The 22,807-nt window shown below is 64.9% G+C and carries 21 protein-coding genes and 2 pseudogenes; 8 read left to right on the top strand and 15 right to left on the bottom strand.

Annotated features, from left to right (window positions below; translation table 11 throughout):
* Nucleotides 1-401, bottom strand: a pseudogene (locus BLU17_RS29555) (IS5 family transposase); the annotation flags it as partial.
* A gap of 291 nt (nt 402-692) precedes the next feature.
* On the opposite strand from BLU17_RS29555, the gene BLU17_RS29565 reads away from it, so the two are divergent.
* Both BLU17_RS29565 and BLU17_RS29570 read left to right on the top strand, forming a co-directional pair.
* Nucleotides 693-1,058 (top strand): DUF6869 domain-containing protein, encoded by a 366-nt coding sequence (locus BLU17_RS29565; RefSeq protein WP_143189379.1) that lies wholly within the window; start codon nt 693-695, stop codon nt 1,056-1,058.
* A 95-nt stretch (nt 1,059-1,153) separates the two neighbouring features.
* On the top strand, nt 1,154-1,408 hold the full coding sequence (locus tag BLU17_RS29570; protein WP_092005444.1) for a PAAR domain-containing protein: 255 nt from the start codon (nt 1,154-1,156) through the stop codon (nt 1,406-1,408).
* A gap of 332 nt (nt 1,409-1,740) precedes the next feature.
* Here the strand turns inward: BLU17_RS29570 and BLU17_RS29575 are convergent.
* The 3 genes and pseudogenes from BLU17_RS29575 to BLU17_RS29585 form a co-directional block, all read right to left on the bottom strand.
* Nucleotides 1,741-1,922, bottom strand: a pseudogene (locus BLU17_RS29575) (Tox-REase-5 domain-containing protein); the annotation flags it as partial.
* A 169-nt stretch (nt 1,923-2,091) separates the two neighbouring features.
* A complete protein-coding gene (locus tag BLU17_RS29580; RefSeq protein WP_092005448.1) occupies nt 2,092-3,042 on the bottom strand; it encodes a cation diffusion facilitator family transporter in 951 nt (316 codons plus the stop codon).
* A 69-nt stretch (nt 3,043-3,111) separates the two neighbouring features.
* Nucleotides 3,112-5,865, bottom strand: a complete 2,754-nt coding sequence (locus BLU17_RS29585) for a type IIG restriction enzyme/methyltransferase (protein WP_143189380.1) — start codon at nt 5,863-5,865, stop codon at nt 3,112-3,114.
* Between the two features lie 232 nt (nt 5,866-6,097).
* Between BLU17_RS29585 and BLU17_RS29590 the strand changes: the two genes are divergently transcribed.
* Nucleotides 6,098-7,246 (top strand): methyltransferase, encoded by a 1,149-nt coding sequence (locus tag BLU17_RS29590; RefSeq protein ID WP_092005455.1) that lies wholly within the window; start codon nt 6,098-6,100, stop codon nt 7,244-7,246.
* Between the two features lie 161 nt (nt 7,247-7,407).
* Here the strand turns inward: BLU17_RS29590 and BLU17_RS29595 are convergent, their stop codons facing one another.
* The gene (locus BLU17_RS29595; protein WP_092005458.1) at nt 7,408-7,728 is read right to left on the bottom strand and encodes a DNA-binding protein; all 321 of its coding nucleotides are present in this window, start codon (nt 7,726-7,728) and stop codon (nt 7,408-7,410) included.
* Nucleotides 7,729-8,094: 366 nt separating this feature from the next.
* Between BLU17_RS29595 and BLU17_RS29600 the strand changes: the two genes are divergently transcribed.
* Nucleotides 8,095-8,958, top strand: a complete 864-nt coding sequence (locus BLU17_RS29600) for a class I SAM-dependent methyltransferase (RefSeq protein ID WP_092005461.1) — start codon at nt 8,095-8,097, stop codon at nt 8,956-8,958.
* A gap of 36 nt (nt 8,959-8,994) precedes the next feature.
* Here the strand turns inward: BLU17_RS29600 and BLU17_RS29605 are convergent, their stop codons facing one another.
* Nucleotides 8,995-9,549 carry a DUF1415 domain-containing protein gene (locus tag BLU17_RS29605; protein ID WP_092005464.1) on the bottom strand — a complete coding sequence of 185 codons (555 nt, stop codon included), beginning with the start codon at nt 9,547-9,549 and terminating at the stop codon, nt 8,995-8,997.
* A 19-nt stretch (nt 9,550-9,568) separates the two neighbouring features.
* Nucleotides 9,569-10,210 carry a TetR/AcrR family transcriptional regulator gene (locus BLU17_RS29610; RefSeq protein ID WP_092005467.1) on the bottom strand — a complete coding sequence of 214 codons (642 nt, stop codon included), beginning with the start codon at nt 10,208-10,210 and terminating at the stop codon, nt 9,569-9,571.
* A gap of 200 nt (nt 10,211-10,410) precedes the next feature.
* Here BLU17_RS29610 and BLU17_RS29615 point away from each other — a divergent pair, with 200 nt between their 5' ends.
* The 3 genes from BLU17_RS29615 (at nt 10,411) to BLU17_RS29625 (ending at nt 13,923) form a co-directional block, all read left to right on the top strand.
* Entirely contained in the window at nt 10,411-11,694 is a 1,284-nt protein-coding gene (locus BLU17_RS29615; protein WP_092005470.1) for an MFS transporter, read from the top strand.
* 169 nt (nt 11,695-11,863) lie between these two features.
* The gene (locus BLU17_RS29620; protein WP_092005473.1) at nt 11,864-12,466 is read left to right on the top strand and encodes a nitroreductase family protein; all 603 of its coding nucleotides are present in this window, start codon (nt 11,864-11,866) and stop codon (nt 12,464-12,466) included.
* 197 nt (nt 12,467-12,663) lie between these two features.
* Complete coding sequence (locus BLU17_RS29625) at nt 12,664-13,923, top strand: Hsp70 family protein (RefSeq protein ID WP_092005476.1); 1,260 nt, start codon at nt 12,664-12,666, stop codon at nt 13,921-13,923.
* A gap of 146 nt (nt 13,924-14,069) precedes the next feature.
* On the opposite strand, the gene BLU17_RS29630 is transcribed toward BLU17_RS29625, so the two are convergent.
* Nucleotides 14,070-14,273, bottom strand: a complete 204-nt coding sequence (locus tag BLU17_RS29630; protein WP_027797379.1) for a cold-shock protein — start codon at nt 14,271-14,273, stop codon at nt 14,070-14,072.
* Between the two features lie 431 nt (nt 14,274-14,704).
* Here BLU17_RS29630 and BLU17_RS29635 point away from each other — a divergent pair, with 431 nt between their 5' ends.
* Nucleotides 14,705-16,300: an APC family permease gene (locus BLU17_RS29635; RefSeq protein WP_092005478.1), complete on the top strand. Its 1,596-nt coding sequence runs from the start codon at nt 14,705-14,707 to the stop codon at nt 16,298-16,300.
* A gap of 118 nt (nt 16,301-16,418) precedes the next feature.
* Here the strand turns inward: BLU17_RS29635 and BLU17_RS29640 are convergent, their stop codons facing one another.
* The 7 genes from BLU17_RS29640 to BLU17_RS29670 form a co-directional block, all read right to left on the bottom strand.
* Complete coding sequence (locus BLU17_RS29640) at nt 16,419-17,213, bottom strand: DODA-type extradiol aromatic ring-opening family dioxygenase (protein ID WP_092005481.1); 795 nt, start codon at nt 17,211-17,213, stop codon at nt 16,419-16,421.
* Between the two features lie 149 nt (nt 17,214-17,362).
* The gene (locus tag BLU17_RS29645; RefSeq protein WP_245747072.1) at nt 17,363-17,986 is read right to left on the bottom strand and encodes a UbiX family flavin prenyltransferase; all 624 of its coding nucleotides are present in this window, start codon (nt 17,984-17,986) and stop codon (nt 17,363-17,365) included.
* Nucleotides 17,987-18,131: 145 nt separating this feature from the next.
* Nucleotides 18,132-18,443, bottom strand: a complete 312-nt coding sequence (grxD, locus tag BLU17_RS29650; RefSeq protein WP_028208749.1) for a Grx4 family monothiol glutaredoxin — start codon at nt 18,441-18,443, stop codon at nt 18,132-18,134.
* A 111-nt stretch (nt 18,444-18,554) separates the two neighbouring features.
* Complete coding sequence (gene prmC, locus BLU17_RS29655) at nt 18,555-19,397, bottom strand: peptide chain release factor N(5)-glutamine methyltransferase (protein ID WP_092005483.1); 843 nt, start codon at nt 19,395-19,397, stop codon at nt 18,555-18,557.
* Between the two features lie 13 nt (nt 19,398-19,410).
* On the bottom strand, nt 19,411-20,493 hold the full coding sequence (gene prfA / locus BLU17_RS29660; RefSeq protein ID WP_092005486.1) for a peptide chain release factor 1: 1,083 nt from the start codon (nt 20,491-20,493) through the stop codon (nt 19,411-19,413).
* A gap of 105 nt (nt 20,494-20,598) precedes the next feature.
* Nucleotides 20,599-21,963: a glutamyl-tRNA reductase gene (gene hemA / locus BLU17_RS29665; protein WP_092005489.1), complete on the bottom strand. Its 1,365-nt coding sequence runs from the start codon at nt 21,961-21,963 to the stop codon at nt 20,599-20,601.
* A gap of 27 nt (nt 21,964-21,990) precedes the next feature.
* On the bottom strand, nt 21,991-22,737 hold the full coding sequence (locus BLU17_RS29670) for a response regulator transcription factor (protein WP_092005492.1): 747 nt from the start codon (nt 22,735-22,737) through the stop codon (nt 21,991-21,993).
* Between the last annotated feature and the right edge of the window lie 70 nt (nt 22,738-22,807).

Raw genomic sequence — 22,807 nt, forward strand, 5'->3', positions numbered from 1 at the left:
GATGTGCCGTTTCGACCCGAGCTTGCCCCGGTCTGTCGGGTTGGGGCCGGTTTCCTGGCCCCCCGGGGGCTGGAAACACTGGCGGCATCAAGACTCGCCCGTTCCCAATCAATCTGGTCATGCTCACGCAAGCGGCGAAGCATCGCCCGATGCAGCTTCTCCCACACGCCTGCGGCTTGCCAGTCGCGTAGTCTTCGCCAGCAGGTCATCCCGCTGCCGAAGCCCAATCCTTTCGGCAAGTATTCCCATGGAATACCTGTTTGCAGGACATACAGGATGCCGTTCAATGCTGCGCGGTCGTCCACCGTCCGGCGGCGGCCTCCTTTGGGCGACGGCGTGAACACCGGAATCAGCGGCTCAAGCGCTGCCCATAACTCGTTACTGATTTTTCGTCTGGCCATACCGCCAGGATATGGCTTTCATGGCTTCACGTCCAGGTTGTGTTAGCCGCTCTAAGCCTGCATCAGAGCCAGCGACGCAATCTGGAGGATTCATGCAGAAGATGAGTCAAATCATCGGTTTGTCCGGCGGTGCTTTGGTCTTGTATTTGATAATTTCCGAGGGCTCTAGAGTTTTCCCGCCGCGGGATCTGATCCCTATTCCATAAAGCCAAAGCTAAACTATTAGTGCTTGCCTCCATTCGGAGGCAAGCATAGAAATGCGAGAATTTTGGTTTTTATAGGAGTTTCAGTGTGCCAACTCATGATGAAGATAATCTTGTTAAGTCTTGGCTTGCATTGCAATATGCAAGTCCGAATTCCATGGATTATGAGAAAAATTTCTGGGCACACATGACGCTCGATGACCTAATTGACGAGGACGCAAGCAAAGCGTTAGTTATTATTGAACATATTGCAAAGAAGGACGGCTCGGAATTCGCGCTTGCAAATCTGGCTGCTGGCCCGCTGGAGACGTTGCTCTCGAAGCATGGCGAGGCACTGATTGATAACATAAAAATTTCCGTTAAATCAAACAGTGAATTGAAATCTGCCTTGGGGTTGATTTGGAAAAACAATATTCCAGGCAATGTGTGGGATGCAATACAAAAAATTCGATGACCTAGACATCAACCAAGAAGTTCTCAGCATTGCTCACGAACAAGCAACAAGGCTCTTTCCGAAAACCAAAGCCCAATGCGTAGGGAAGCTCCCACATGCCAAATCCGATTGCAACTCTAGGTACTCCGACGACCCACGGCGGTGTCGTTGTTTCGTGTGCTCCCGGTGCGATGATTGATGGGCGCCTCGCCGCCTGCGTGGGCGATCAGACCGTGTGCCCCATGCAAGGTCCCGGCGTCATCACGTCTGGCTCGATGCCCACGATCAACGGCCGTCAGGTTGCCCATCACGGCAGTAGCACCAGTTGTGGCGCGACGCTCATCGTGCCCGGCGCGGGCCCGACCGTGTGAAATTTCCGCTAGCCCCTTCGGCATTGCCACTCCGTTGACGACAGACGATGCGAAGGCGCTGTGCGTCGCGGAATGCCGCCCAAACGAAAATCTGAATGAGCGACGTCCCCTATGAGCCCGGCGCGGAACCGCGCAAGCTGCCCCCTCCCGCGCCGAAAGTGCCCCGCACCTCCGGTGAACCTGCCCGCCCTGATCCGGTCTCTTCGATTCCGCCCGGAGAGCCGGATGCCGAGCGACTGGCAAAAATCCGGCTTGACCGGAATCCGCTGCTCGAAGCCGCCCGACCGCGGCTAGGGGCGCTCGCGGACATGCCCGAAAAGCTCATCATCCTCATCAAGAAACTGATCATAGTTTCCCTTGGTTTCCTGCAACAAGCATTCACCCTCTGGAATCCGTCAATGTCGCGGCCAAGCCAATTCCATTCCTCGCTCCACCTACAAGCTACCTCATCGAATGGACGTCCCGTAATACGATTCTGATACTTATAGGCGTTCCAGTTGACACCGTGCTTCCGCTCGACTGGCTCGCCCTTGTCGGGCGGACAAGGTTCTGCAGCCACGCCAATAAAATCAATGAGTTACGTGAATTTCACGTAACCCCTTGTGCTTTCCGGGCCCACTCTCTTTTGTATTCACGGCGGTGTATTCACGGCGGCCATTCACGTCGAGCATCAAGCCGGGCACTCACTCCGCCCATTGCGGATCGCTCGTGAACATGATCGTGAGCCAGCGGTGCGGCTCGTCTCCGCCGATGGCCCGGCCAATTTCGTCGCGGATCGCATCCCACTCGGCGATGCGCTTGGGCGGCATGTCGGGCGGCACGACGAAATACAGCTCGATCTCGCGGGAGCGGCCGACTTTCGCGACATAAGCGCGGTAGTACTGGAACGCGTAGCGCTCGACGAAACCCGCCGCGACGGCATCGACATGTTGCTTGAGGTCCGGGGGCGCGACGAGCAGGACGTCCAGCAGGGCCTGGCGGATTTCAGTGAGCGGTATCGGAATGATGGCGGCGCACACCAGCACGAGCGCCGCCGGATCGACGTAAGGCGTCAGGCGCTCCCACCGCGTTCCCTGAATCGCGTAGCCGGCGCTGAAGGCGATCAAAAGGGCGGCGGTGATGCCCGCCGACATGATCCACGACTTGATGTCGAGGCGAACGAAATCCGAGCGAATCCGGCGATTCGCTCGCGATTCGACCACAGCCATCGCCACGCAGGCGCTCACCGTGAGCGCGGCATAAACCAGCGCGGCACCGAAGTGCAGCTCGTGGCCGCCCGAAAGCAGGCTGGTCACGCCGTTGATCAGCGCGTAGACAGCCACGCCGACCAGCAGCGTGCCGTTGAGCCCCAGCACCATGGGCTCCAGATGCCAGAAGCCCATCGTGAAGCGCTCGCGCCATTTGCGCGGCAGGTCGACGTTGACCGCGTATGAAGTGATCAGGCGCACGACCGCAAGCGCGAGGGCGCTCATGCTTGCATCGACGAGCGAATATACGCCGTCGAACACGATCGAAAACGAGCCGGAAACAAGGCCGAATAGCAGGCCAACGACGGCGATCAGCAACGTCGCGGCGATCGACAGCCGCAGCACGCTGCTTTCGTCGGACGTACTGAAGAATCGGGGCCATTCCATGCTGTCTGCTCTCCGTGAATTTGAGTCAGCCTGCCCGACTCCCCTCGATGCCGTCGCACGGCTGCCCGGTCAGAGCCCTTCCACGAGGGCGATCTCCTGTGCCGACAAGCCAAATGCGGCGTACAGGGCCCGATCGATCTCGCGCGCGATTTCAGCCAGTTGCGGTTCGCCGCCGCCCGGCCGCGCCAACAGCAGCAGCCGGTTCACATGTGCCGCGACCTCGTCGCGTACCGATGCATCGCCGGGCATGGGCAACGTGTCGATCATCGCCCTCGTGAACGCGACGCCGCCGTTGTAGCTCGACGCACCGAACTTCGCGCGGATCACGAAGACCGAGAGCGGGCAGTTGAGCAGCGCGGCCGCGAATTTCAGCAGGTTCTCGTCGTTCGAGCGCAGGATCAGCGTGGTCTTGCCGGGGATCGTATCGCCGGCGAGATCGAGTGTCGCGTCGAGCCGCGTGAGGCCTTTCACGATCACTTTCCTGGCGTTGGCTTTCGCGCGGTATCCGTTTGTGAATGTCGATGCGAAACGCTCGCGATCGACCACCGGTTCGTCGTAGCGGCGCTTGAGATAGGTCATCGGCTTGCTGCCCCAGCGCGAAACGTAGCGGTCGAGCGTGCCGGTATTCGCCACGCGATAGTGGCGCCCAGCGCTGAAACGGCCTTCGGCTTCTTCGATGAGCGGCGCGAGCCGGTACGCGTCCGCAGTCGCACAGGCGTTTTCGCAGGGCAGCAGCGAGCCGAGCGTCGGGTGCGCGCGCGCGAGGCGCTGCACGAACGCGTGGTGGGGCGAGAGCAGCGCGTCTAGCGGCCATGGCGCATCGAGCGCGCGTTTGTCCGTGTGCGCAAGCTCAATGAGCGTTTCGCCTTCGATGCGCGCCGTCGAGATGACGTCCGTACCCGACTCGCGATAAAGCGTGACGATCGAATCCACACGCGCCTGCTCGAACACGTCCCGTCCAAGCGCGACGATGCGCTCGATCTTGCCGAGATGCCGCGCACGGAACGCGTTGCCGAAGGGCTTCGAGAGCCACTTGTCGGGCGTGAGATACGCCATCGCGCCGCCAGGCCTGAGCAGCGCGAGGCCGAGTTCCATGAACACGATGTACAGATCCCAATTGCCTCGTGCGCCAGGCCACCGGTGCGCAAGCTGCTGGCGCAGCGCACGCTGGCCTTCGTTGAGCATGCGTTCGGAATCGATATAGGGCGGATTCGCGATGACGGCGTCGAACCGCTCGAAATCGCCGTCGCCGGTAAGCAGGTCTGCGAACTCGATGCGCCATTCGAACGCCGCCGCGCGTGCGTGTTCGTGCGCGTCTGGGGGCGAGGCGGCGTCGCTGTCTGCGAGGCGTTCGAGCAACGCTTCGCGCAAGCGCGCGAGCCGCGGGACTTCGGCGAGCCGTGCCGCCTGCGTTGCCGATGCGCGCAGTCTCGCCGCGCTCGCGCGATAGTCGGCGACGAGTGGCGCGGCGTCGCGCAGCGGCGCGTCGAAGCGGAAACGGCTGATCGCCGCGTTACCCCGCTTGAGGTTGGTTTCGAGGTTCGGCAGAGAAGCGGGGAAATCCGCATATTCGAGCAGTTCGATCCATAGCCGCAAACGCGCCATGCCGACGGAATCCGCGTCGATATCGACGCCGAACAGCGAACGTTCGACGATGCCGCGCTTCACGCGAAACAGCGCGGCTTCGATCTTGCGAACGTTGTCGCCATCGCGCTCGCGCGTGAGCGGCTCGCCGTTCGCGTGCGTGACGCAAAGCCGGTCCGCGATGACGCTGATGCGATATCCGCGGAGCGCTTCGCTATCGGCGGCGTTCAGCAAGCCAAGGCGTGCGCGCAACGCGACGAGCTCGTTGAGCGCGCAGACGAGCAGATGCCCCGATCCCACGGCGGGATCGCAGACGCGCAGCGAGTCGAGCGCCGCGCGTGCTTCATCCCGGTCGCGGATTAATTCGGATAGCTGATCGATGCTCGTGCAACGCCAGCCTTTCATGCGATTGAAGCGATTCAGCGCAGCCTGGGCAATTGCCGGTCGCGCGAGTTGTATCGCGACGCTGCCCGGCGTGTACCACGCGCCGTCGCGGTAGCCGTTGAGCTTCTCGAAGACGAGGCCGAGCGCGGAAGTGTCGAGACAACGCCGGCTCGTGGTGGTCGCGTGTTGCGCGACGAGGCCGGCCGGGAATTCGAAAGCCGCGAGAAAATCGAGCAGATACGCGAGCACGTGCAATTCGCCGCCCGATTGCGTGAGTACCGTTGCGCCGAAAAGCGGCAATGGCACATTTCCGTCGAGCGCGCGCATGTCGAGCAGGCTTCGGTCGAGACCGAGGGCCAGGAAGAGCGAGCCGTCGAAGCGGGGAAGGTGCGCGAAGCCCGCTTCGTCGCCGGCGCCGAGTATGGCGTCGCATAGCGCATCGAGGTCGCGAAACGTGCGGATGTGCCGCGCGTTGAGAAAGGCATAGGCCGGATCGCCGTCATGCAGCGTCAGCAGACGCGTTTCGAGCACCTTGAGAAAAACGAGCCGGCTGATCCACGCGATGCAAAGCCGCAGCGCGAGTTCGAAGTGCCCGGCTTCCCGGCCGCACGTATCCGGATGGCTCGACGCTTCCGGCTCGGGTGTCGCAAGGCGCGCCAGTGCAAGCTCGATGAGCGAGCCGCGCAAGCGGTTGTGCGGCGCGCGTCGCACGACGCTGCGCCTCGTGCCCGCCACACGCTCCTCCACACCCACGACGTGCAGCAGTTCGGCGTAGAACGCTTCGTCGAGACCGGCGCCGGCATGGCGCGCGCGCGGTTTGCGCAGGCGGCGGGTCGGCTGGATTGGTTCAGGCATGGTCTCGTGATGGCGGTCGCGCTCGGCGCACATTTTACTGCCGCCCACGTGCGGTCTGTCCTATGCCGTCTGGACGGGTCGACGCGCCCGCCCGGCTGAGCGATGATCGCTGCAAAGACAACGCGGCGGGACCCGCTGCATCGCTCTGCTATATGATGGCGCCGCACAAGGCGCCCCCGGCGCCAACCGGCGGGCCGGGTACTCATGGCCCGCCGCATCGCATATTCGACCTATGACCGAACATCCCACTCTCACCTGGCCCGACACGGATGGCCCGCGCACGGTGCGCTGGCGCTCCGAGGCCGGCGTGCCCGCGCCGAAGCGCGTGGTCATCGCCGACGACCGCACGACCGCCGACGCGGCATACCGTCTCGCCTGCGAAGGCACCGCGCTCCTGTGGCACGGCGACTATCAGAACGCGCGCCAATTGCTGCAGGCCATGGCGCGCCGCGCGGAGCGCAAGCCGCGCAAGGCCTTGCCACCCAAGGCGCCTGCTTCACCGCTCGAGGCCTTTCATCTGCACCGCCAGGCGCAGGCGCAACGGGCGCGCACGCTCGGCATGGTGCTGATTCCGCTAGAGGGCGACTACGGCATCAACCTGCGTCGCGCGCCGGACGTGCGGCTTGCCTGCAAAGAGGCGTGGGGCGAGCCTGATGGCGAGGCTTCGGCGGTGTCGCTGCGCGAAATCCTGGGGCTCGTCGGCGCGCACGAATGGCGCAAGAAGGGCGTCGAAATCGCGGCGCTCGGAGGGGCGCGCATTCATCCGTACTACGGCGTGTTCTCGCCGGTGCGAGGCGAGTATGTCGACCTCGTCGCGCGTACGGCGCTGCCCACGCTCGAAAAGGCCTTCGACATCGGCACGGGTACCGGCGTGCTGGCTGCCGTGCTCGCCTCGCGAGGCGTGAAGCATGTGGTGGCCACCGACCAGGACGCCCGTGCGCTCGCTTGCGCGCGCGAGAATGTCGCGCGTCTCGGCTACGCCGCGCAGGTCGAGGTGGTCGAAGCCGATCTTTTCCCGCCGGGGCGCGCGCCGCTCGTGGTCTGCAATCCACCATGGGTGCCGGCGAGGCCGGCGTCGCCTATCGAGTACGCCGTGTTCGATCCGGACAGCCGCATGCTGCGCGGCTTTCTCGGCGGCCTCGAGGACCATCTCGAGCCGGGCGGCGAGGGCTGGCTGATCCTCTCCGATTTCGCGGAGCATCTTGGCTTGCGCACGCGCGAATCGCTTGTCGAGTTGATCGTGCAGGCAGGACTCGAAGTCGTGGGGCGCGAGGATATTCGCCCGCGGCACCCGAAAGCTTCGGACCCGAACGATCCGCTCTATCGTGCGCGCGCGGCCGAAGTGACGTCGCTATGGCGGCTGAAGGTCCGGGCGGAGTGAGTCGCGCGCGGGAGCGCGCAGACCTAAAGAAGAAGGCGGGCCGCCGGCGGGTTCTCCGTGTTGGCGGTCCCTCTGTGTCGGGAGGCGAACCTCTGCCGCTGGCGAGCTTGCCACGCTGGGCGGCACGGCGGGGTTCGGGTCGCGGCGGGGTTATATCGCGTTCATCCCGGATAGGCCTCGTCGACCTTCAGGCCCGCGAGCTTGAATATCACGCGCAGTGTCTGCGGTTTGATATCGCGGCGCGCCGCCAGCGCCGACATCACGAAATCGAGCACCTTTGCGTACTTCAGCAGAATCAGGCAGGTCTCGAGATCCGAGGGGCCGTCGCGCATGCTTTCCGCGACCCGCAGCATTTCCACCGAGATATCGCGCGCCATTTCCAGTTCCAGTTGCTGCTTTTCCGTCCAGTCGGGAATCTTGAGGAGTTTCGTAAGCAGTTCCTGGAATTTTTGCTCTGCGTTTCCGTCAGGAATCGTATTCATTGCATGCCCCATGCAAGGCCGTACAGCGTCGTGCGCTCTTCGCGCAGCGGGGGCTGCGCCAGCCTGATTTATCGCAACCGGCACTCCCGGTGCGACCTCCCAATGCGCGCCTTCCGATACGTTGCCGGCCGGCGCGCTACGTTTTGGTCCTTTTTTGGGCATCGGGGACGAAAATCCTCGTGTCTCTTCTCAACCCCCTCGTGTCCGCACGTGGGTCAGCGTGCTGGACGCTATTACGACTCCAGCGGCTCTTCTGGGTTCGGCCGCCTGGAGCAGCTTTTTTCGTAAAATGACGGAAATACTGCCTCCCTTCTGTCGCCTGTCGCACGTTTCGCGACTTCCGGCACCCTTCATCCGACCACGCCGATGTCCAGCAAGACTTACGAAATCCGCCCGAACCAGTCCGTCGAGCTCCTGAAGGAACTCCACATCCTGACGCGCGACGGCAAGATGAACCAGGACAGCCGCCGCAAGCTGAAGCAGGTCTATCACCTGTTCCAGTTCATCGAGCCGCTGCTCAAGGAACTCAAGCAGGATGGCCGCGACGTGACCCTTGTCGATCACGGTGCGGGCAAGTCCTATCTCGGTTTCATTCTCTACGACCTGTTCTTCAAGGATCAGCGCGACAGGTCACACATCTACGGCATCGAAACGCGCGACGAACTCGTGCAGCATTCGCAGGATCTGGCCAAACGTCTGGGCTTTGGCGGGATGTCTTTCCTGAACCTTTCCGTGGCCGATTCGATTGCCTCGTCGCAACTACCGGCGGACGTCGATATCGTGACCGCGCTGCACGCCTGCGACACCGCTACCGACGACGCCATCCGCTTCGCGCTCAAGAAGCACGCGCGCTACATCGTTGTCGTACCGTGCTGCCAGGCCGAGGTGGCGGGCGTGCTGCGCCGGAACAAGGGCAAGTCGCTCGGTCAGGCGCTGACCGAAATCTGGCGCCATCCGCTGCATACGCGGGAATTCGGGAGCCAGATCACGAACGTGCTGCGCTGCCTGCAACTCGAGGCGCACGGCTATCAGGTAAGCGTGACGGAACTGGTGGGCTGGGAGCACTCGATGAAGAACGAACTCATCATCGCCCAGTACAAGGATTTGCCGCGGCGCCGTCCAGCGGCGCGGCTCAACGAAATTCTCGATACCTTCGGGCTCGCGGACCTGCGCGAGCGCTTTTTCGCCGACGAGGGCGAGGCGGCCGCCGAGCCGGCAACCGAAGGCTGATCTGCGCCGAATGCAGCGGCCGAGTGCGGCGCAGCGTCAGCCGCGCTTGCTCATCCAGTCGCGCCAGCCTTCGAAGCCGAGCTTGCGCAGCGTTTCCTGATTGCGTTCGTAGATGTCGGCGGCGTCCGGGAATGCATCGACGGCGCGCTCGATGCTCGCCTCGCGCAGCAGGTGCAGGATCGGATACGGCGCGCGGTTCGTGTAGTTCTCGATGTCGTCGGGCTGCGTGCCCTCGAACTGGAACTGCGGGTGAAAGCTCGCGACCTGCAGCGTGCCTTCCAGCCGCAACTGCTTTACGAGCCGCTCGGCAAACCACGTCGCGTCGTTGAAGTCGGCGAAATCCGCGAGCGCATGGGGCAGGATCAGGAGCGTCGTGTCGATTTCGGCGGCGTCGGTTTGGGCGAGCGTTTGCAGCTCGCGTTCGAGATCGGCGAGAACGCCTTCGAGATCGGTCGCCTCGCAGATCACGTAGCGAATCTGGTTCTTCACGTGCACGCTCTTCGCGAACGGGCACAGGTTCAGGCCGATCACGGCGCGCGTGAGCCAGTGGCGCGTCGCTTCGACGGGGGACGGGGCAGCGGTATCGGTCATCGTGTGATTTTACCGGCGACTACCGGCCAGAACATGCTGCCTCGATCAACCGCTTTGCCATGCGCGGCGCCGCGAGGATCGGGCCGCAGCCGGGCCCGTAAGTCTGGCTCGCGGCATAGACGCCTTCCACGAGCAGCGCCAGTTCCTCGGCGAGCGCGACGGGATGCGCGGCGCCCGCTTCCTGCGCGAGCGCGGTGAGCCGCGCCATGAGCTTCGACTTGTTCTCGTCGACGCTGCGCCGCGCGGGATGCGTGGCGTCTGGAAATTCGGTCGCGACGTTCACGAACGGGCAGCCGCGATAACCGGGCGCAGAAGCGCGGCGCGCGAGGTCCTCGAAATACTGCATCAGTTGCTTCACCGGTTCGCCCGGATGCTTCGCGAGACTTGCGTCGAAGCGTTCGAAAAAGCGCACGTCGCAGCGTTGCAGATACGCGACGACGAGATCGTCCTTCGACGAAAACTGGCGGTACAGGCTCATCTTGTTGACGCCGGCACGCTCGACCACGGCCTCGACGCCGACCGCGCGCACGCCCTCGCGGTAGAACAGTTCGTCGGCGGCGAGCAGCAGGTGCTCCTGCGCGCGTGCGCCGGCCGTCTGCGCACGCGGGCGGCTCGTCCGCGCGGCGGCGGAAGTCGATTCCTCGTGGCCATCGTGTTTCATGAAGGCATCTCGCGATCAGGGTGACAGCTTGACATGTTACCGAGCGGTAACTACTATCGCAACACACTTGTGACCGAGCGGTAACAATCGGGCGAGGGCGGATCGCCGCAGCCATGTGGGTCACACCAGGGTCACACCAACGAACCAATCGACGAACCGGCGCGCGCATCGATTCATGCCGCGGCGTGACAGGAGCACGAATGAACTGGGCAGCGAGGCGGATAGCCGGGCGTTTCCACTACGGATGGCTCGTCGTGGCCGTGGTGTTTTTCGTGCTGCTGGCGGCGGCCGGCACGCGTGCGACGCCGAGCGTGATGATGGTGCCTCTCGAGCACCAGTTCGGCTGGAGCCGCGCGACGATCTCGCTCGCCATCTCGGTGAACATCGCGCTTTACGGGTTGATGGGACCGTTCGCGGCCGCCGCCATGCAGCGCTTCGGCGTGCGGCCCACGCTGCTCGCGGCGCTCGGCACCATGGCGGCGGGCGTGGCGCTTTCCGCGCTGATGACGCACCCGTGGCAAATGATCCTGATCTGGGGCGTGATGGTGGGCGGCGCGACCGGCGTGGCCGCGCTCTCGCTCTCGGCCACGGTCGTCACGCGCTGGTTTGCCACGCACCGCGGCCTCGCCATGGGCATCCTCACCGCGAGTTCGGCCACGGGTCAGCTCGTGTTCCTGCCGTTTCTCGCCGCGATCGCGCAGAAGTACGGCTGGCAGCCCGTCGTGCTCGTGGTCGCGGCGGCCGCGGCCGTGGTGCTGCCGCTCGTGCTGTTCCTGTTGCCCGAGCGCCCCGCGAGCGTGAATCTGCGTCCGTTCGGCGAGGATGATGAGACACCGGTCGCGCCGGCCGCGCCGCAGCAGAATCCGCTGAAGATCGCCTTCGGCGCGCTCTTCTCGGCAAGCCGTACGCGCGACTTCTGGCTGCTTTTTTTCAGCTTCTTCATTTGCGGCGCGAGCACCAACGGCTATGTGGGCACGCACCTCATCGCCATGTGCGGCGACTACGGCATGTCCGAAGTGCAGGGCGCCTCGCTGCTCGCGACGATGGGCATTTTCGACCTGTTCGGCACGACGCTCTCGGGATGGCTCTCGGACCGGTTCAATAGCCGCGTGCTGCTGTTCTGGTACTACGGACTGCGCGGCCTTTCGCTCATTTATCTGCCGCATGCGTTCGGCATCGACTTTTTCGGGCTGCCGATCTTCGCCGTGTTCTACGGCCTCGACTGGATCGCGACCGTGCCGCCGACTGTGCGCCTCGCCACCGATGTCTACGGCAAGGAGCGCGCGCCGATCGTGTTCGGCTGGGTCGTGGCGGGCCATCAGCTCGGCGCGGCGTTCGCGGCATTCGGCGCGGGGCTGCTGCGCTCGAGCCTCGGCACCTATACGGTGGCGTCGATGATCTCGGGTGGCTTGTGCCTCGTGGCGTCGTTCCTCGTGCTGCGGATCAATCGCGGGGCGCGCGCAGTGGGGGTGCAGGCGGCGTAAGGCTTGCTCGCGCATTGTCGCGCCACCTCGAGGCACCGGATCGACATCGGCGTCCGCCGCCCGGCGGCGCGCAGGCGCCGCCCGTTACGCTTGAGCGTATTTCACGCGCTGCGGTTATCCTAGTGACCCCCGGGGGCAAGCCGCCCTCCAACCCAAGGACACACAAGGCATGACGAAGCACAAACCCGCACCGACAGCCGTGCCCATTCACGAACTCATCGCCGGACGCTGGAGCCCGCGCGCCTATTCGAGCGAGCCGGTGAGCCGCGAGGCGCTGCACGCGGTGATCGAGGCGGCGCGCTGGGCGCCTTCGGGCTACAACCTGCAACCGTGGCGCTTCATCGTGTTCGACCGCAGCGCCGACGAAGCCGCGTTCAAGCGCGCGTTCGCGACGCTCGTGCCGTTCAATCAGCAGTGGAATGCGCCAGCGCCGGTGCTGATCGCCGTGACGGCGCAAACGCTTACCGCGAAGGGCGAAGTCAACCGCACGGCGCAGTATGATGCGGGCGCCGCGGCAATGTCGCTCGTGCTCCAGGCGCACGCGCTCGGTCTCGCCGCGCACCAGATGAGCGGCTTCGACGTCCAGGCGTTCCGCACCGAATTCGCGCTGCCGAACGACGTGGAGCCGCTCGCGATCATCTCGATCGGTCATTACGGCGAAGCCGAGAAGCTCGAGCCGGTGCTGCGTGATCGAGAAAAGGCTGAGCGCACGCGTTCGGCGGTAGGCGAGATCGCCTACGAAAACGCCTGGAAGCAGCCGTTCAAGGGCTGATCCGGAAACGGGCTCGCGCCCATGAAGCGGCGTGGGCCGCGCTTTCTTCGAGCCAAACGCGCGGCATGGGCCGCGCGTTTTTGCTTGCGGGGCCGCATCACGGTCCCGCGGTTGCCCCGCGCCGCGCTTTCATGTTACAAAGCCGGTCCCCCCGACCTTTCCTCTCTCGCGCGCATTCGCTGCGGCGCGTCCTTGCCATGACCAGCTTCTGCGCGATTGATTTCGGAACCTCCAATTCGGCGGTGGCGCTGCCCGCAGCGGCCGGCGGCGCCATGCGCCTCGCGCCGGTGGAAGGCGCGCACACCACGCTGCCGACGGCGGTGTTCTTCAACGTCGACGAACACACGCGCGAATTCGGTCGCGCGGCGCTCGCGTCCTATATCGACGGCTTCGACGGGCGGCTGATGCGCTCGATGAAAAGCATCCTCGGTTCGCCGCTCGCGGAGAGCACGACCGACCTGGGCGACGGCAGCGCGATCCGCTACACCGAGATCATCACGATCTTTCTCGAGCACCTGAAACGCAGCGCCGAACGCTGCTCGGGCGCGCCGATCACGCGCGCGGTGCTGGGACGTCCGGTGTTCTTCGTCGACGAGGACCCGCGCGCCGACCAGCTCGCGCAGGACCAGCTCGAAGCGGCGGCGCGCGGCGTGGGTTTTCGCGAGATCGAGTTCCAGTACGAGCCCATCGCGGCTGCGTTCGACTACGAGTCGCGGCTCGCGGAGGAAGGGCTCGTGCTCGTCGCCGACATTGGCGGCGGCACATCGGACTTTTCGCTCGTGCGCGTGGGGCCGGATCGCATGGCGCGGCTCGACCGCAAGGACGACGTGCTCGCGCACCATGGCGTGCACGTCGCCGGCACCGACTTCGACCGCCGCGTCGAACTCGCCACCATCCTGCGCGAACTGGGCTACCAGTCGCTCGACCCTGAAGGCCGCGAGGTGCCGAACCGCATCTACTTCGATCTGGCGACCTGGCATCTCATCAACACGATCTACACGCCCAGGCGCACCACGGAACTGAAGCTGATGCGCCATTTGTATCGCGAGGCGCGCCACCACGAGCGGCTGATGCGCGTAGTCGACGAGCGTCTTGGACATGCGCTTACGGCGCGCGCGGAGGAGGCGAAGATCGGGGTATCGGCGGGCGGGGAGACGATGATCGATCTCGAGGCGGTCGAGGCGGACCTGCGTCTTGCGTTCGGCGACGCGCAACTCGTCGAGGCGGGCCGCGAGGAAACGCGCCGCATCGTGCAGGCCGCGCGCGAGACGGTGCAGGCGGCGGGTGTCCCCCCTGCCAAGGTGAGTGCGCTCTATTTCACGGGCGGTTCGACCGGCCTCGCATTTCTCACGCAGGCGCTGGCCGAAGCGTTTCCGCAAGCGCAGGCTGTGTTCGGCGATCGTCTCGCGAGCGTGGCGACGGGTCTCGGCATCCACGCACAGCGGCTGTTCGGCTGAACGCGCGCGGGGCGATCGCGCCCTTCAGGAAAAATGGCCGCCAAGAAAAAACCCCACCTTCCAGAAGAAGCGTGGGGTTTTCGGCAAGCTAACCAGTCAGGTCTGAATCCAGATCCTGAAAGCCCTGGCGATCAGGCGCGCAGTACTTAGACCGGCTTGATGTTGGCAGCTTGCTTGCCCTTCGGGCCCGTGCGGACTTCGAATTGAACCTTCTGGTTCTCTTGCAGCGTCTTGAAGCCGTCAACCTTGATTTCCGAGAAGTGCGCGAACAGATCTTCGCCGCCGCCGTCCGGGGTGATAAAGCCAAAGCCCTTTGCGTCATTGAACCACTTGACGGTACCGGTTTCCATATTACTTTCCTAAAAAAAATGAAGGCCGAAGCCCGAGAGGTGCACGAAAATCAAGGAAGGGGTATGGGACCAGCCGGAGTACCGTTGATGGGCGAACTACGAAAGACCAATTCACACTCGCCGCTTGAAATCCTGCTCGGACTTTATACGGCTAATTGCGAGGAAGGTCAACTAGGTCCAAAGCAATCTTCATGTTTTTTTGCTTCAGGGTCGAAATGGAACCTTACAAAGCTTGATAAGCAAATCACTTTTTTGTATTAGGGGGGACTTTTCGGCGCTTTTCCCGGGTGCAACCGGTTAAACTACGCGCCGCGCGCAAGTTGCGCCTACAGGCGCCATCTTTCGCGGGGAGGTACGACTTCTGCGAAAAACCCGCCCGTACAACAGACGGGATATCGTGGTGTCGAGCTGCTCTTGAAACAGGAGAAGACGTGAAAAGTTCTATTCAACGGAACATCGGCCCGTTCGCGCTGATGTTCACCGGCCTCGGATCGATCATCGGTTCGGGCTGGCTGTTCGGCGCGTGGAAGGCGGCGAAAATCGCGGGGCCGGCAGCCATCTGCGCCTGGATCATCGGCGCCGTGGTCATTCTGGCCATCGCGCTCACCTACGCCGAACTGGGCGCGATGTTCCCGGAATCGGGCGGCATGGTCCGTTACGCCCGCTACTCCCATGGCGCACTGGTGGGCTTCATCAGCGCATGGGCGAACTGGATCGCCATCGTCTCGGTGATTCCGATCGAAGCCGAAGCCTCGATCCAGTACATGAGCACCTGGCCCTATGAGTGGGCGCACGCGCTCTTCGTCGACGGCTCGCTGACACATTCAGGGCTCGGGCTTTCGGCGATTCTCGTGATCATCTACTTCATGCTCAATTATTGGGGCGTGAAACTGTTCGCGCGTGCGAACAGCGCCATCACGATCTTCAAGTTCATCATCCCGGGCCTGACGATCGCCGGCCTGATGGCGGGCGGCTTCCACCACGAGAACTTCGGCGAAGCGAGCACGTTCGCGCCGTATGGCTGGTCGGCGGTGTTCACGGCGGTCGCGACGAGCGGCATCGTGTTCGCGTTCAACGGCTTCCAGAGCCCGATCAACCTCGCGGGCGAGGCGCGCAATCCTTCGAAGAGCGTGCCGTTCGCGGTGATCGGCTCGATCGTTTGCGCGCTCGTGATCTACGTGCTGCTGCAGATCGCCTATATCGGCGCGGTTTCGCCGTCGGACGTCATGAAGGGCTGGAACACGTTCAATTTCAAGTCGCCGTTCGCGGAACTCGCGATCGCGCTGAACCTGAACTGGCTTGCGATCCTGCTCTACATCGACGCGTTTGTGAGCCCGAGCGGCACCGGCACGACCTACATGGCGACGACCTCGCGCATGATCTACGCGATGGAGCGCAACAACACGATGCCGAAGATGTTCGGCAACGTGCATCCGTTCTACGGCGTGCCGCGTAACGCCATGTGGTTCAACCTGCTCGTCTCGTTCATCTTCATGTTCTTCTTCCGCGGCTGGAGTTCGCTCGCGGCGGTGATCTCGGTCGCGACCGTCATCTCGTACCTGACCGGCCCGATCAGTCTGATGGCGCTCAAACGCGCCGCCACCGACCTCGAGCGTCCGCTGCGCGTGCCGTTCATGAAGGTGATCGCGCCGTTCGCATTCGTCTGCGCGTCGATGATCCTGTACTGGGCGAAGTGGCCGTTGACCGGCGAAATCATCCTGCTGATGATCGTCGCGCTGCCCGTGTACTTCTACTTCCAGGGCAAGCAAGGCTGGGCCGGCTGGGGCCAGGATCTGAAGGCCGCATGGTGGCTGTGCGCGTACCTGCCGATCATGGCGATCCTCTCGCTGGTCGGCAGCAAGGAGTTCGGCGGCAGCGGCCTGATTCCCTACGGCTGGGACATGCTGGTCGTCGCGCTGTTCTCGCTCGTGTTCTATTACTGGGGCGTGAATTCGGGTTACCGCTCGCCGTACCTGGAGGAACGCGAAGAGCACGACGAAGTGCTCGAAGGCATCGGCGCACACTAAGCCACGACCGATGTCCGATGCGCCGCCTGGTTGCGCGGCGCTCCCGGACCGCACGGGAAAAAGCCCGCCTGAAGCGATTCAGGCGGGCTTTTTTGCATCCGTGACGGACGCGACGGTCTTACTGCACGGCGCTGCCGAACACGTAATTAGTCATTGCGAGCGCGCGCTGGTAGGTGCCGAGCGACTGCACGGCGAGCGTGTAGTCGTCGTCGGCTGCGCCGAGCGCCGCGAAAACGGGCAGCAGGTGCTCGTCGGTCGGGTGCATGAACGCCGCATGCGGCGCGCGCTGGCGGTAGTCGAGCAGCGCGTCGATGTCGCGCGCCGCGAGGCGGTTCTCGAACCAGTCGGTGAACTCGGTCACGCGCGGATCGGCGTCTTCCGGGCGCGCCGAGAAGTCCGCCTCGCGCAGATTATGCGTGATCTGGCCCGAGCCGATCACCATCACGCCTTCGTCGCGCAACGCGCGCAATGCGCGGCCCAGCGCGAAGTGATGCGCGGGGTTGGCGCGCGGCTGAATCGAGAGCTGCGCGACGGGCACGTCGGCGTCGGGGAACATCAGCAGCATCGGCACCCATGCGCCGTGGTCGAGCCCGTGCGCTTCCTCGTCGACGGGCACGCCCTGCTCGCGCAGCAGCGCCGCGGCGCGTTGCGCCATGTCGGGTGCGCCAGGCGCGGGGTACTGGATCTCGTAGAGCGCGCGCGGAAAGCCGTAGAAGTCGTGGATGGTTTCCGGCTGCGTAGCCGTGCTCACCGCGGGACGCATCGTGCCCCAATGGGCGGAAAGCATCAGCACGGACTGCGGACGCTGCAGGTGCTGCGAGAGCGCGGTAAAGCCGTCCGAGGGCAGCGACGGATCGATCGGCAGCGTGGGAGCGCCGTGCGAGAGGAACAGCGTGGGCGTGCGGGTGGTCATGATCGGGGGCTGGCCGCGTCGCGGCGGCCGGAAATATCGCGTTGCGACCAATATAAGAGCCTACCGGTGCGAATTAAACCAGGAGGAAGGGAATTGATTGTGTCGCCGGTATTGATAATCGGCGGGCCGCACGAGCAACCTTCCGCAGGTTATTCGTCGTCCCCGCGCAGGCCGGGCCAGGCCGGCGAGAGCGCGGGCCCGAGCGCGAACAGGTCGAGCACGCGCGCGACCGTGTGATCGACCATCTCGTCGATCGAGGCGGGCCGGTTGTAGAACGCCGGCAGGGGCGGGAAGATCACGCCGCCCATTTCCGTCACGGTCGTCATGTTGCGCAGATGCGCGAGGTTGAACGGCGTCTCGCGCACGAGCAGCACGAGGCGGCGGCGCTCCTTGAGCGTGACGTCGGCGGCGCGCGCGATCAGGTTGTCGGACAGGCCGTGGGCGACGCTCGCGAGCGTCTTCATCGAGCAGGGCGCGACGATCATGCCGTCGGTCGCGAAGGAACCCGAAGCGATGGTCGCCCCGACGTCGCGCACCGAATGGACGACGTCAGCGCGTGCATGCAGGTCGTTTTTCGTGAGCTGCAGCTCATGCTGGATGTTGAGCCAGCCCGCCGCCGAAATCAGCAAGTGGGTCTCGACGCCGCCCAGCCTGCGCAGCGTGTCGAGAATCCGCACGCCGTAGATCGCGCCCGTGGCCCCCGTGATCGCGACGATCAGCCGACGTTGCGCGGGCTGTGCGATAACGGGCGAGGCGGGGGCGGCGAAGTTCACGGAAGCGGGCGGGAGAGTCGAGGCGGAAGATCGGGAGGCGGGCATTGCCTCATGCCAGGCGCGGGGCCGGCGTAGCGGGCCGCGCCAGGGACGAGGCAGGGCGCACGACGCAACGAGGTGCGCCTGCGCCGCCCCGTGACGGCGATTACGCCGCGGCGAAGAGCTGCTGCAGTTCGCCGTTCTGGTACATCTCCATCATGATGTCCGAACCGCCGACGAACTCGCCTTTCACGTAGAGCTGCGGGATGGTCGGCCAGTTCGAGAATTCCTTGATGCCCTGGCGGACGGCGTCGTCCTCGAGCACGTTGACGGTCTTGAACTGATCGACGCCGCAGGCTTTCAGGATCTGCACCGCGCGACCGGAGAAGCCGCACATCGGGAACTGCGCGTTGCCCTTCATGAAGAGGACGACGGCGTTTTCATCGACGATCTGCTTGATGCGTTGTTGGGTGTCCATGACTGACCTTGCGATTGGATTAATGCCGAATACGTTGGAACGCAGGATGAAATGATAGCGGATTTCGCCCGTGCGAGCCGGGCGTGGCCGGGGTCATTCTTAACCGGCCGGCTAGGGAATACGGCCGCCGCTGATGCGCTCGATGCCGGCCAGATCGCGCTCGGAGCGCACATCGGCGAAACCGCGGTCGGCCAGCAGCGCGCGCACGGCCGCCGCCTGGTCGTAGCCGTGTTCCATCCAGAGCACGCCGCCAGGGGCGAGCCGCGCCGGCGCGCCCGCGATAATCGTCCGCAGGGCGGTGAGGCCGTCGGCTTCGTCGGTCAGCGCGCCGCGCGGTTCGAAGCGCAGATCGCCTTGCTCGAGATGCGGATCGCCGCTCGCGATATACGGCGGATTGCTCACGATCGCCTCGAAATGCAGCCCCGGATCGAGCGGGTCGTACCAACTGCCCGCCACGAACGCGGGCGGCCCGCCGGGGCGCTGCGGGTCGAGCAGCTTTGCGGCATTGCGCGCGGCCACGTCGAGCGCGGCAGCGGAGCGGTCCACGGCGCAGACGCGCGCGTCTGGCCGCGCCGAGGCGATCGCCACGGCGATCGCGCCGCTGCCGGTGCCAAGGTCGAGCACGCGCGGCTGCGCGATGCCTTCGAGCGCGCAGAGCGTGGTTTCCACGAGCAGTTCGGTTTCGGGGCGCGGGATCAGCACGTCGGGCGTGACGTCGAAGTCGAGGCCGTAGAACTCGCGCGCGCCCACGAGTTGCGCGATCGGCTCGCCCTGCGCGCGGCGCGCTTCGAGTGCGCGGAAGGTTTTCGCGCGCGCCGCGTCGAGCACCTCGTCGCCGCGCGTGATGAGCTCGGTGCGGCGCCAGCCGAGCACCTGCATGAGCAGGATGCGCGCTTCGAGCGCGGGCAGCGGCGAAGCGCGCAGCAACGCCTCGGCGGTAACGGCCTCGCTCATGTCGGCTCCGTGCTCAATCCGCATCGCCGAGCGAGGCGAGTTGCTCGGCCTGATGCTCGGAGACGAGCGCGCCGATCAGTTCGTCGAGGTCGCCGTCCATGATCGCCTCGAGGCGATAGAGCGTGAGATTGATGCGGTGATCGGTGAGCCGCCCCTGCGGGAAGTTGTAGGTGCGGATGCGCTCCGAGCGGTCGCCGGAGCCCACGAGGCTCTTGCGCGTGGCCGCTTCCTTCGCGTGCTGCTCCTGGTACTGCTTGTCCTTGATGCGCGCGGCGAGCACCTTGAGCGCGCGGTCCTTGTTCTTGTGCTGCGAGCGGTCGTCCTGGCACTCCACGACGATGCCGGTCGGAATGTGCGTGACGCGCACGGCGGAATCGGTCTTGTTGATGTGCTGGCCGCCCGCGCCCGAGGCGCGGAACGTGTCGATGCGCAGGTCGGCGGGATTGATCTCGACTTCGCCGATTTCGTCGGCTTCCGGCATCACGGCGACGGTGCAGGCCGAGGTGTGGATGCGGCCCTGCGTTTCGGTGGCGGGCACGCGCTGCACGCGATGGCCGCCCGACTCGAACTTGAGCTTCGAATAGGCGGCCTCGCCCGCGATGCGCACGATCACTTCCTTGTAGCCGCCGAGGTCCGACTCGCTCGCCGACATCATCTCGGTCTGCCACCGGTTGCGCTCGGCGTAGCGCAGGTACATGCGCAGCAGGTCGCCCGCGAACAGCGCCGATTCGTCGCCGCCCGTGCCCGCGCGGATTTCGAGAAACACGTTGCGCTCGTCGTTGGGGTCCCTCGGCAGCAGCATCATCTGCAATTCGTGCTGGAGCTGCACCATGCGCTCACGAGCGGCCTTCACCTCTTCTTCGGCGAAGTCGCGCATGGAGGCGTCGGAGAGCAGGTCTTTTGCCGCGGCCTCGTCATCCCTGGCCTGGCGCCACTGTGCGTAATGCTCGACCACCGGCCCCAGTTCGGCATGCTCGCGCGTGAGCTTGCGGTACTGGTCGCGGTTCGAGGTCACGTCGGGACGGCTCAACAGGTCATTGAGCTCGGCCAGGCGCGTAGTCAACTGGTCGAGCTTCGATTGCATGCTCGTTTTCATCGGGCGGTGCGGAGCGAACTCCGGAAAGAACTGCGAGAGAGAGGAGGCGGGCAGGACGCCCGGTCGTGCGGGGCGCGCATGGCGCGCGCCTGGGCCCGAACGTCGCTAACGGTCCGAAGAGCCGGACGAGTCGGCCGAGCCGGGCGCGGCTTCGGCGCCGGCGGCCGCGGGCTGCGCGGCGTCGCTGGCTTTGGCCGGCTGGCCATGCCGGTAGAAGCCGCCCATCAGCTCGATGAGCGAGTCGCGCTGATCGCCGCGCGATGTGTTGAGCGCGTGCGTAGGACCATGGATCAGCTTGTTGGTGAGCGACTGCGAAAGCGCTTCGAGCACGGCCGACGGGTCGTCTCCGCGCGCGAGCATTTTGCGGGCGCGCTCGAGTTCGGCGCGGCGCAGCGTGTCGGCCTGGGTGTGCATGTGGCGGATGACCGGCACGATGCTGCGCGAGTCGAGCCACTGCATGAAGTTCTCGACGCGCGATTCGATGATCGTCTCGGCCTGCGCCACGGCCGCCTGGCGCGAGGCGTTGCCTTCGCGCACGATCGTGCCGAGGTCGTCGACGGTATAGAGGAACACGTCCTCGAGCTGGCCGACTTCGGGTTCGATATCGCGCGGCACGGCGAGGTCGACCATGAAAATGGGGCGGTGACGACGCGCCTTCACCGCGCGTTCGACGGCGCCGAGCCCGATGATGGGCAGCGTGGACGCCGTGCACGAGACGATGATGTCGAACTCGTGCATGCGGGCGGGCAAATCGGAAAGCGGAATGGAGCGGCCGCCGAAACGCTCCGCCACGTAGCGCCCGCGCTCGGCGGTGCGGTTCGCCACGATGAGCTCGCGCGGTTGCTGCGCGGCGAAGTGCGCGGCGCACAGCTCGATCATCTCGCCCGCGCCGATGAACAGAACACGCTGATTGGCGATCTTGTCGAAAATGCGTTGCGCGAGGCGCACGGCGGCGGCGGCCATGGAAACCGACTGCGCGCCGATCTCGGTTGTGCCGCGCACTTCCTTCGCCACGGCGAAGGTGCGCTGGAACAACTGGTTCAGGTACGTGCCGAGCGCGCCCGCTTCGGTCGCGGTGCGCACCGCGGTCTTCATCTGGCCGAGGATCTGCGTCTCGCCCAGCACCATCGAATCGAGCCCCGAAGCCACCCGGAACGCATGACGCACCGCTTCGGACTGCGGCAGCGTGTAGACGTGCGGCGCAAGCTCCTCTTCGCGGATGCCGTGATACTGCGAAAGCCAGCCCACGGCGGCGTCGCGCGAACTCTGCGCGTCGGTTACGCAGTAGAGTTCGGTGCGGTTGCAGGTAGAGAGAATGGCGGCTTCCGGCGCGTTCAGCGAGCGCTTGCCGGACCACGCTTCCTTGAACAGGGCGAGGGCGGGCTTGATCTGTTCGAGCGGAAACGCCACGCGTTCGCGCAAGGCGACGGGCGCGGTGTGGTGATTGATTCCGATCGTTAGAAGCTGCATACCGTGGGGGCGAGATTTAGGCGGATATTATAACTTTTCCTCGCTTCCGACGTTCTTGTCGTCAGAGTCCGACACTGCGGTGGGGGATAAAGGAAGCCTTTCGAGCTGGTAGCCGAAACCGTACAAAGTCGTCAAACGCCAGCCGTACTCGGGTCCGAGCTGCAATTTGCTGCGCAGCCGGGAGGCGTGAGTATCGAGCGTACGCGACCGAACGTCGCGGTTCAGATTCCAGACCGTTTCGAGGATGCGCGCCCTCGAAACGGGGCGCGATGCGTTCGTAAAGAGCAGCAGCGCGAAGCGATATTCCTTCGGCGTGAGTACGACGGTCCGGCCCCGAAACGACACTTCGTAGCGCCCCGAATCGAAGAGGTAGTCGCCAAAGCCGTGGCGCGCGCGATTACGCGGCCGGCGCACGCCGGCGCGGCGCAGGAGGGCGTCGATGCGCGCGAGCATTTCGGGGCCGCGCACGGGCTTGGCGATGCAGTCGTCTGCGCCGGCTTGCAGGCTCGCGACGATCTCGCTTTCGTGCGGAGCGAGTATCAGCGCGATGGCGGGCAGGCCCGGCAGCAGCTTGCGTGCTTGGGGAATGAGTTCGTCGGCGCCGGTATCGCCGCACCACCACGCCGCGACGAGGAGGTCGAAGGTTTCTTCTTCGAGCGTCTGGAAGAACTGCGCGCCGAGCGGAAAGTGCTGGCATGCGTGCCCGCCCGCAATGAGCAGGCGGACGACGGCTTCAGCCTGACGGGCATCCGGTTCGACAAGGGCGATTCGCATACGAGGGAGTGCGGCTGCGGCGGGTGCCAGCGCGCTTGCCTTGCGCCATCCCGCCCCCTACACTCAACCG

The organism is Paraburkholderia lycopersici (genome assembly GCF_900096975.1).
GTDB classification, from domain to species: Bacteria; Pseudomonadota; Gammaproteobacteria; order Burkholderiales; family Burkholderiaceae; genus Paraburkholderia; species Paraburkholderia lycopersici.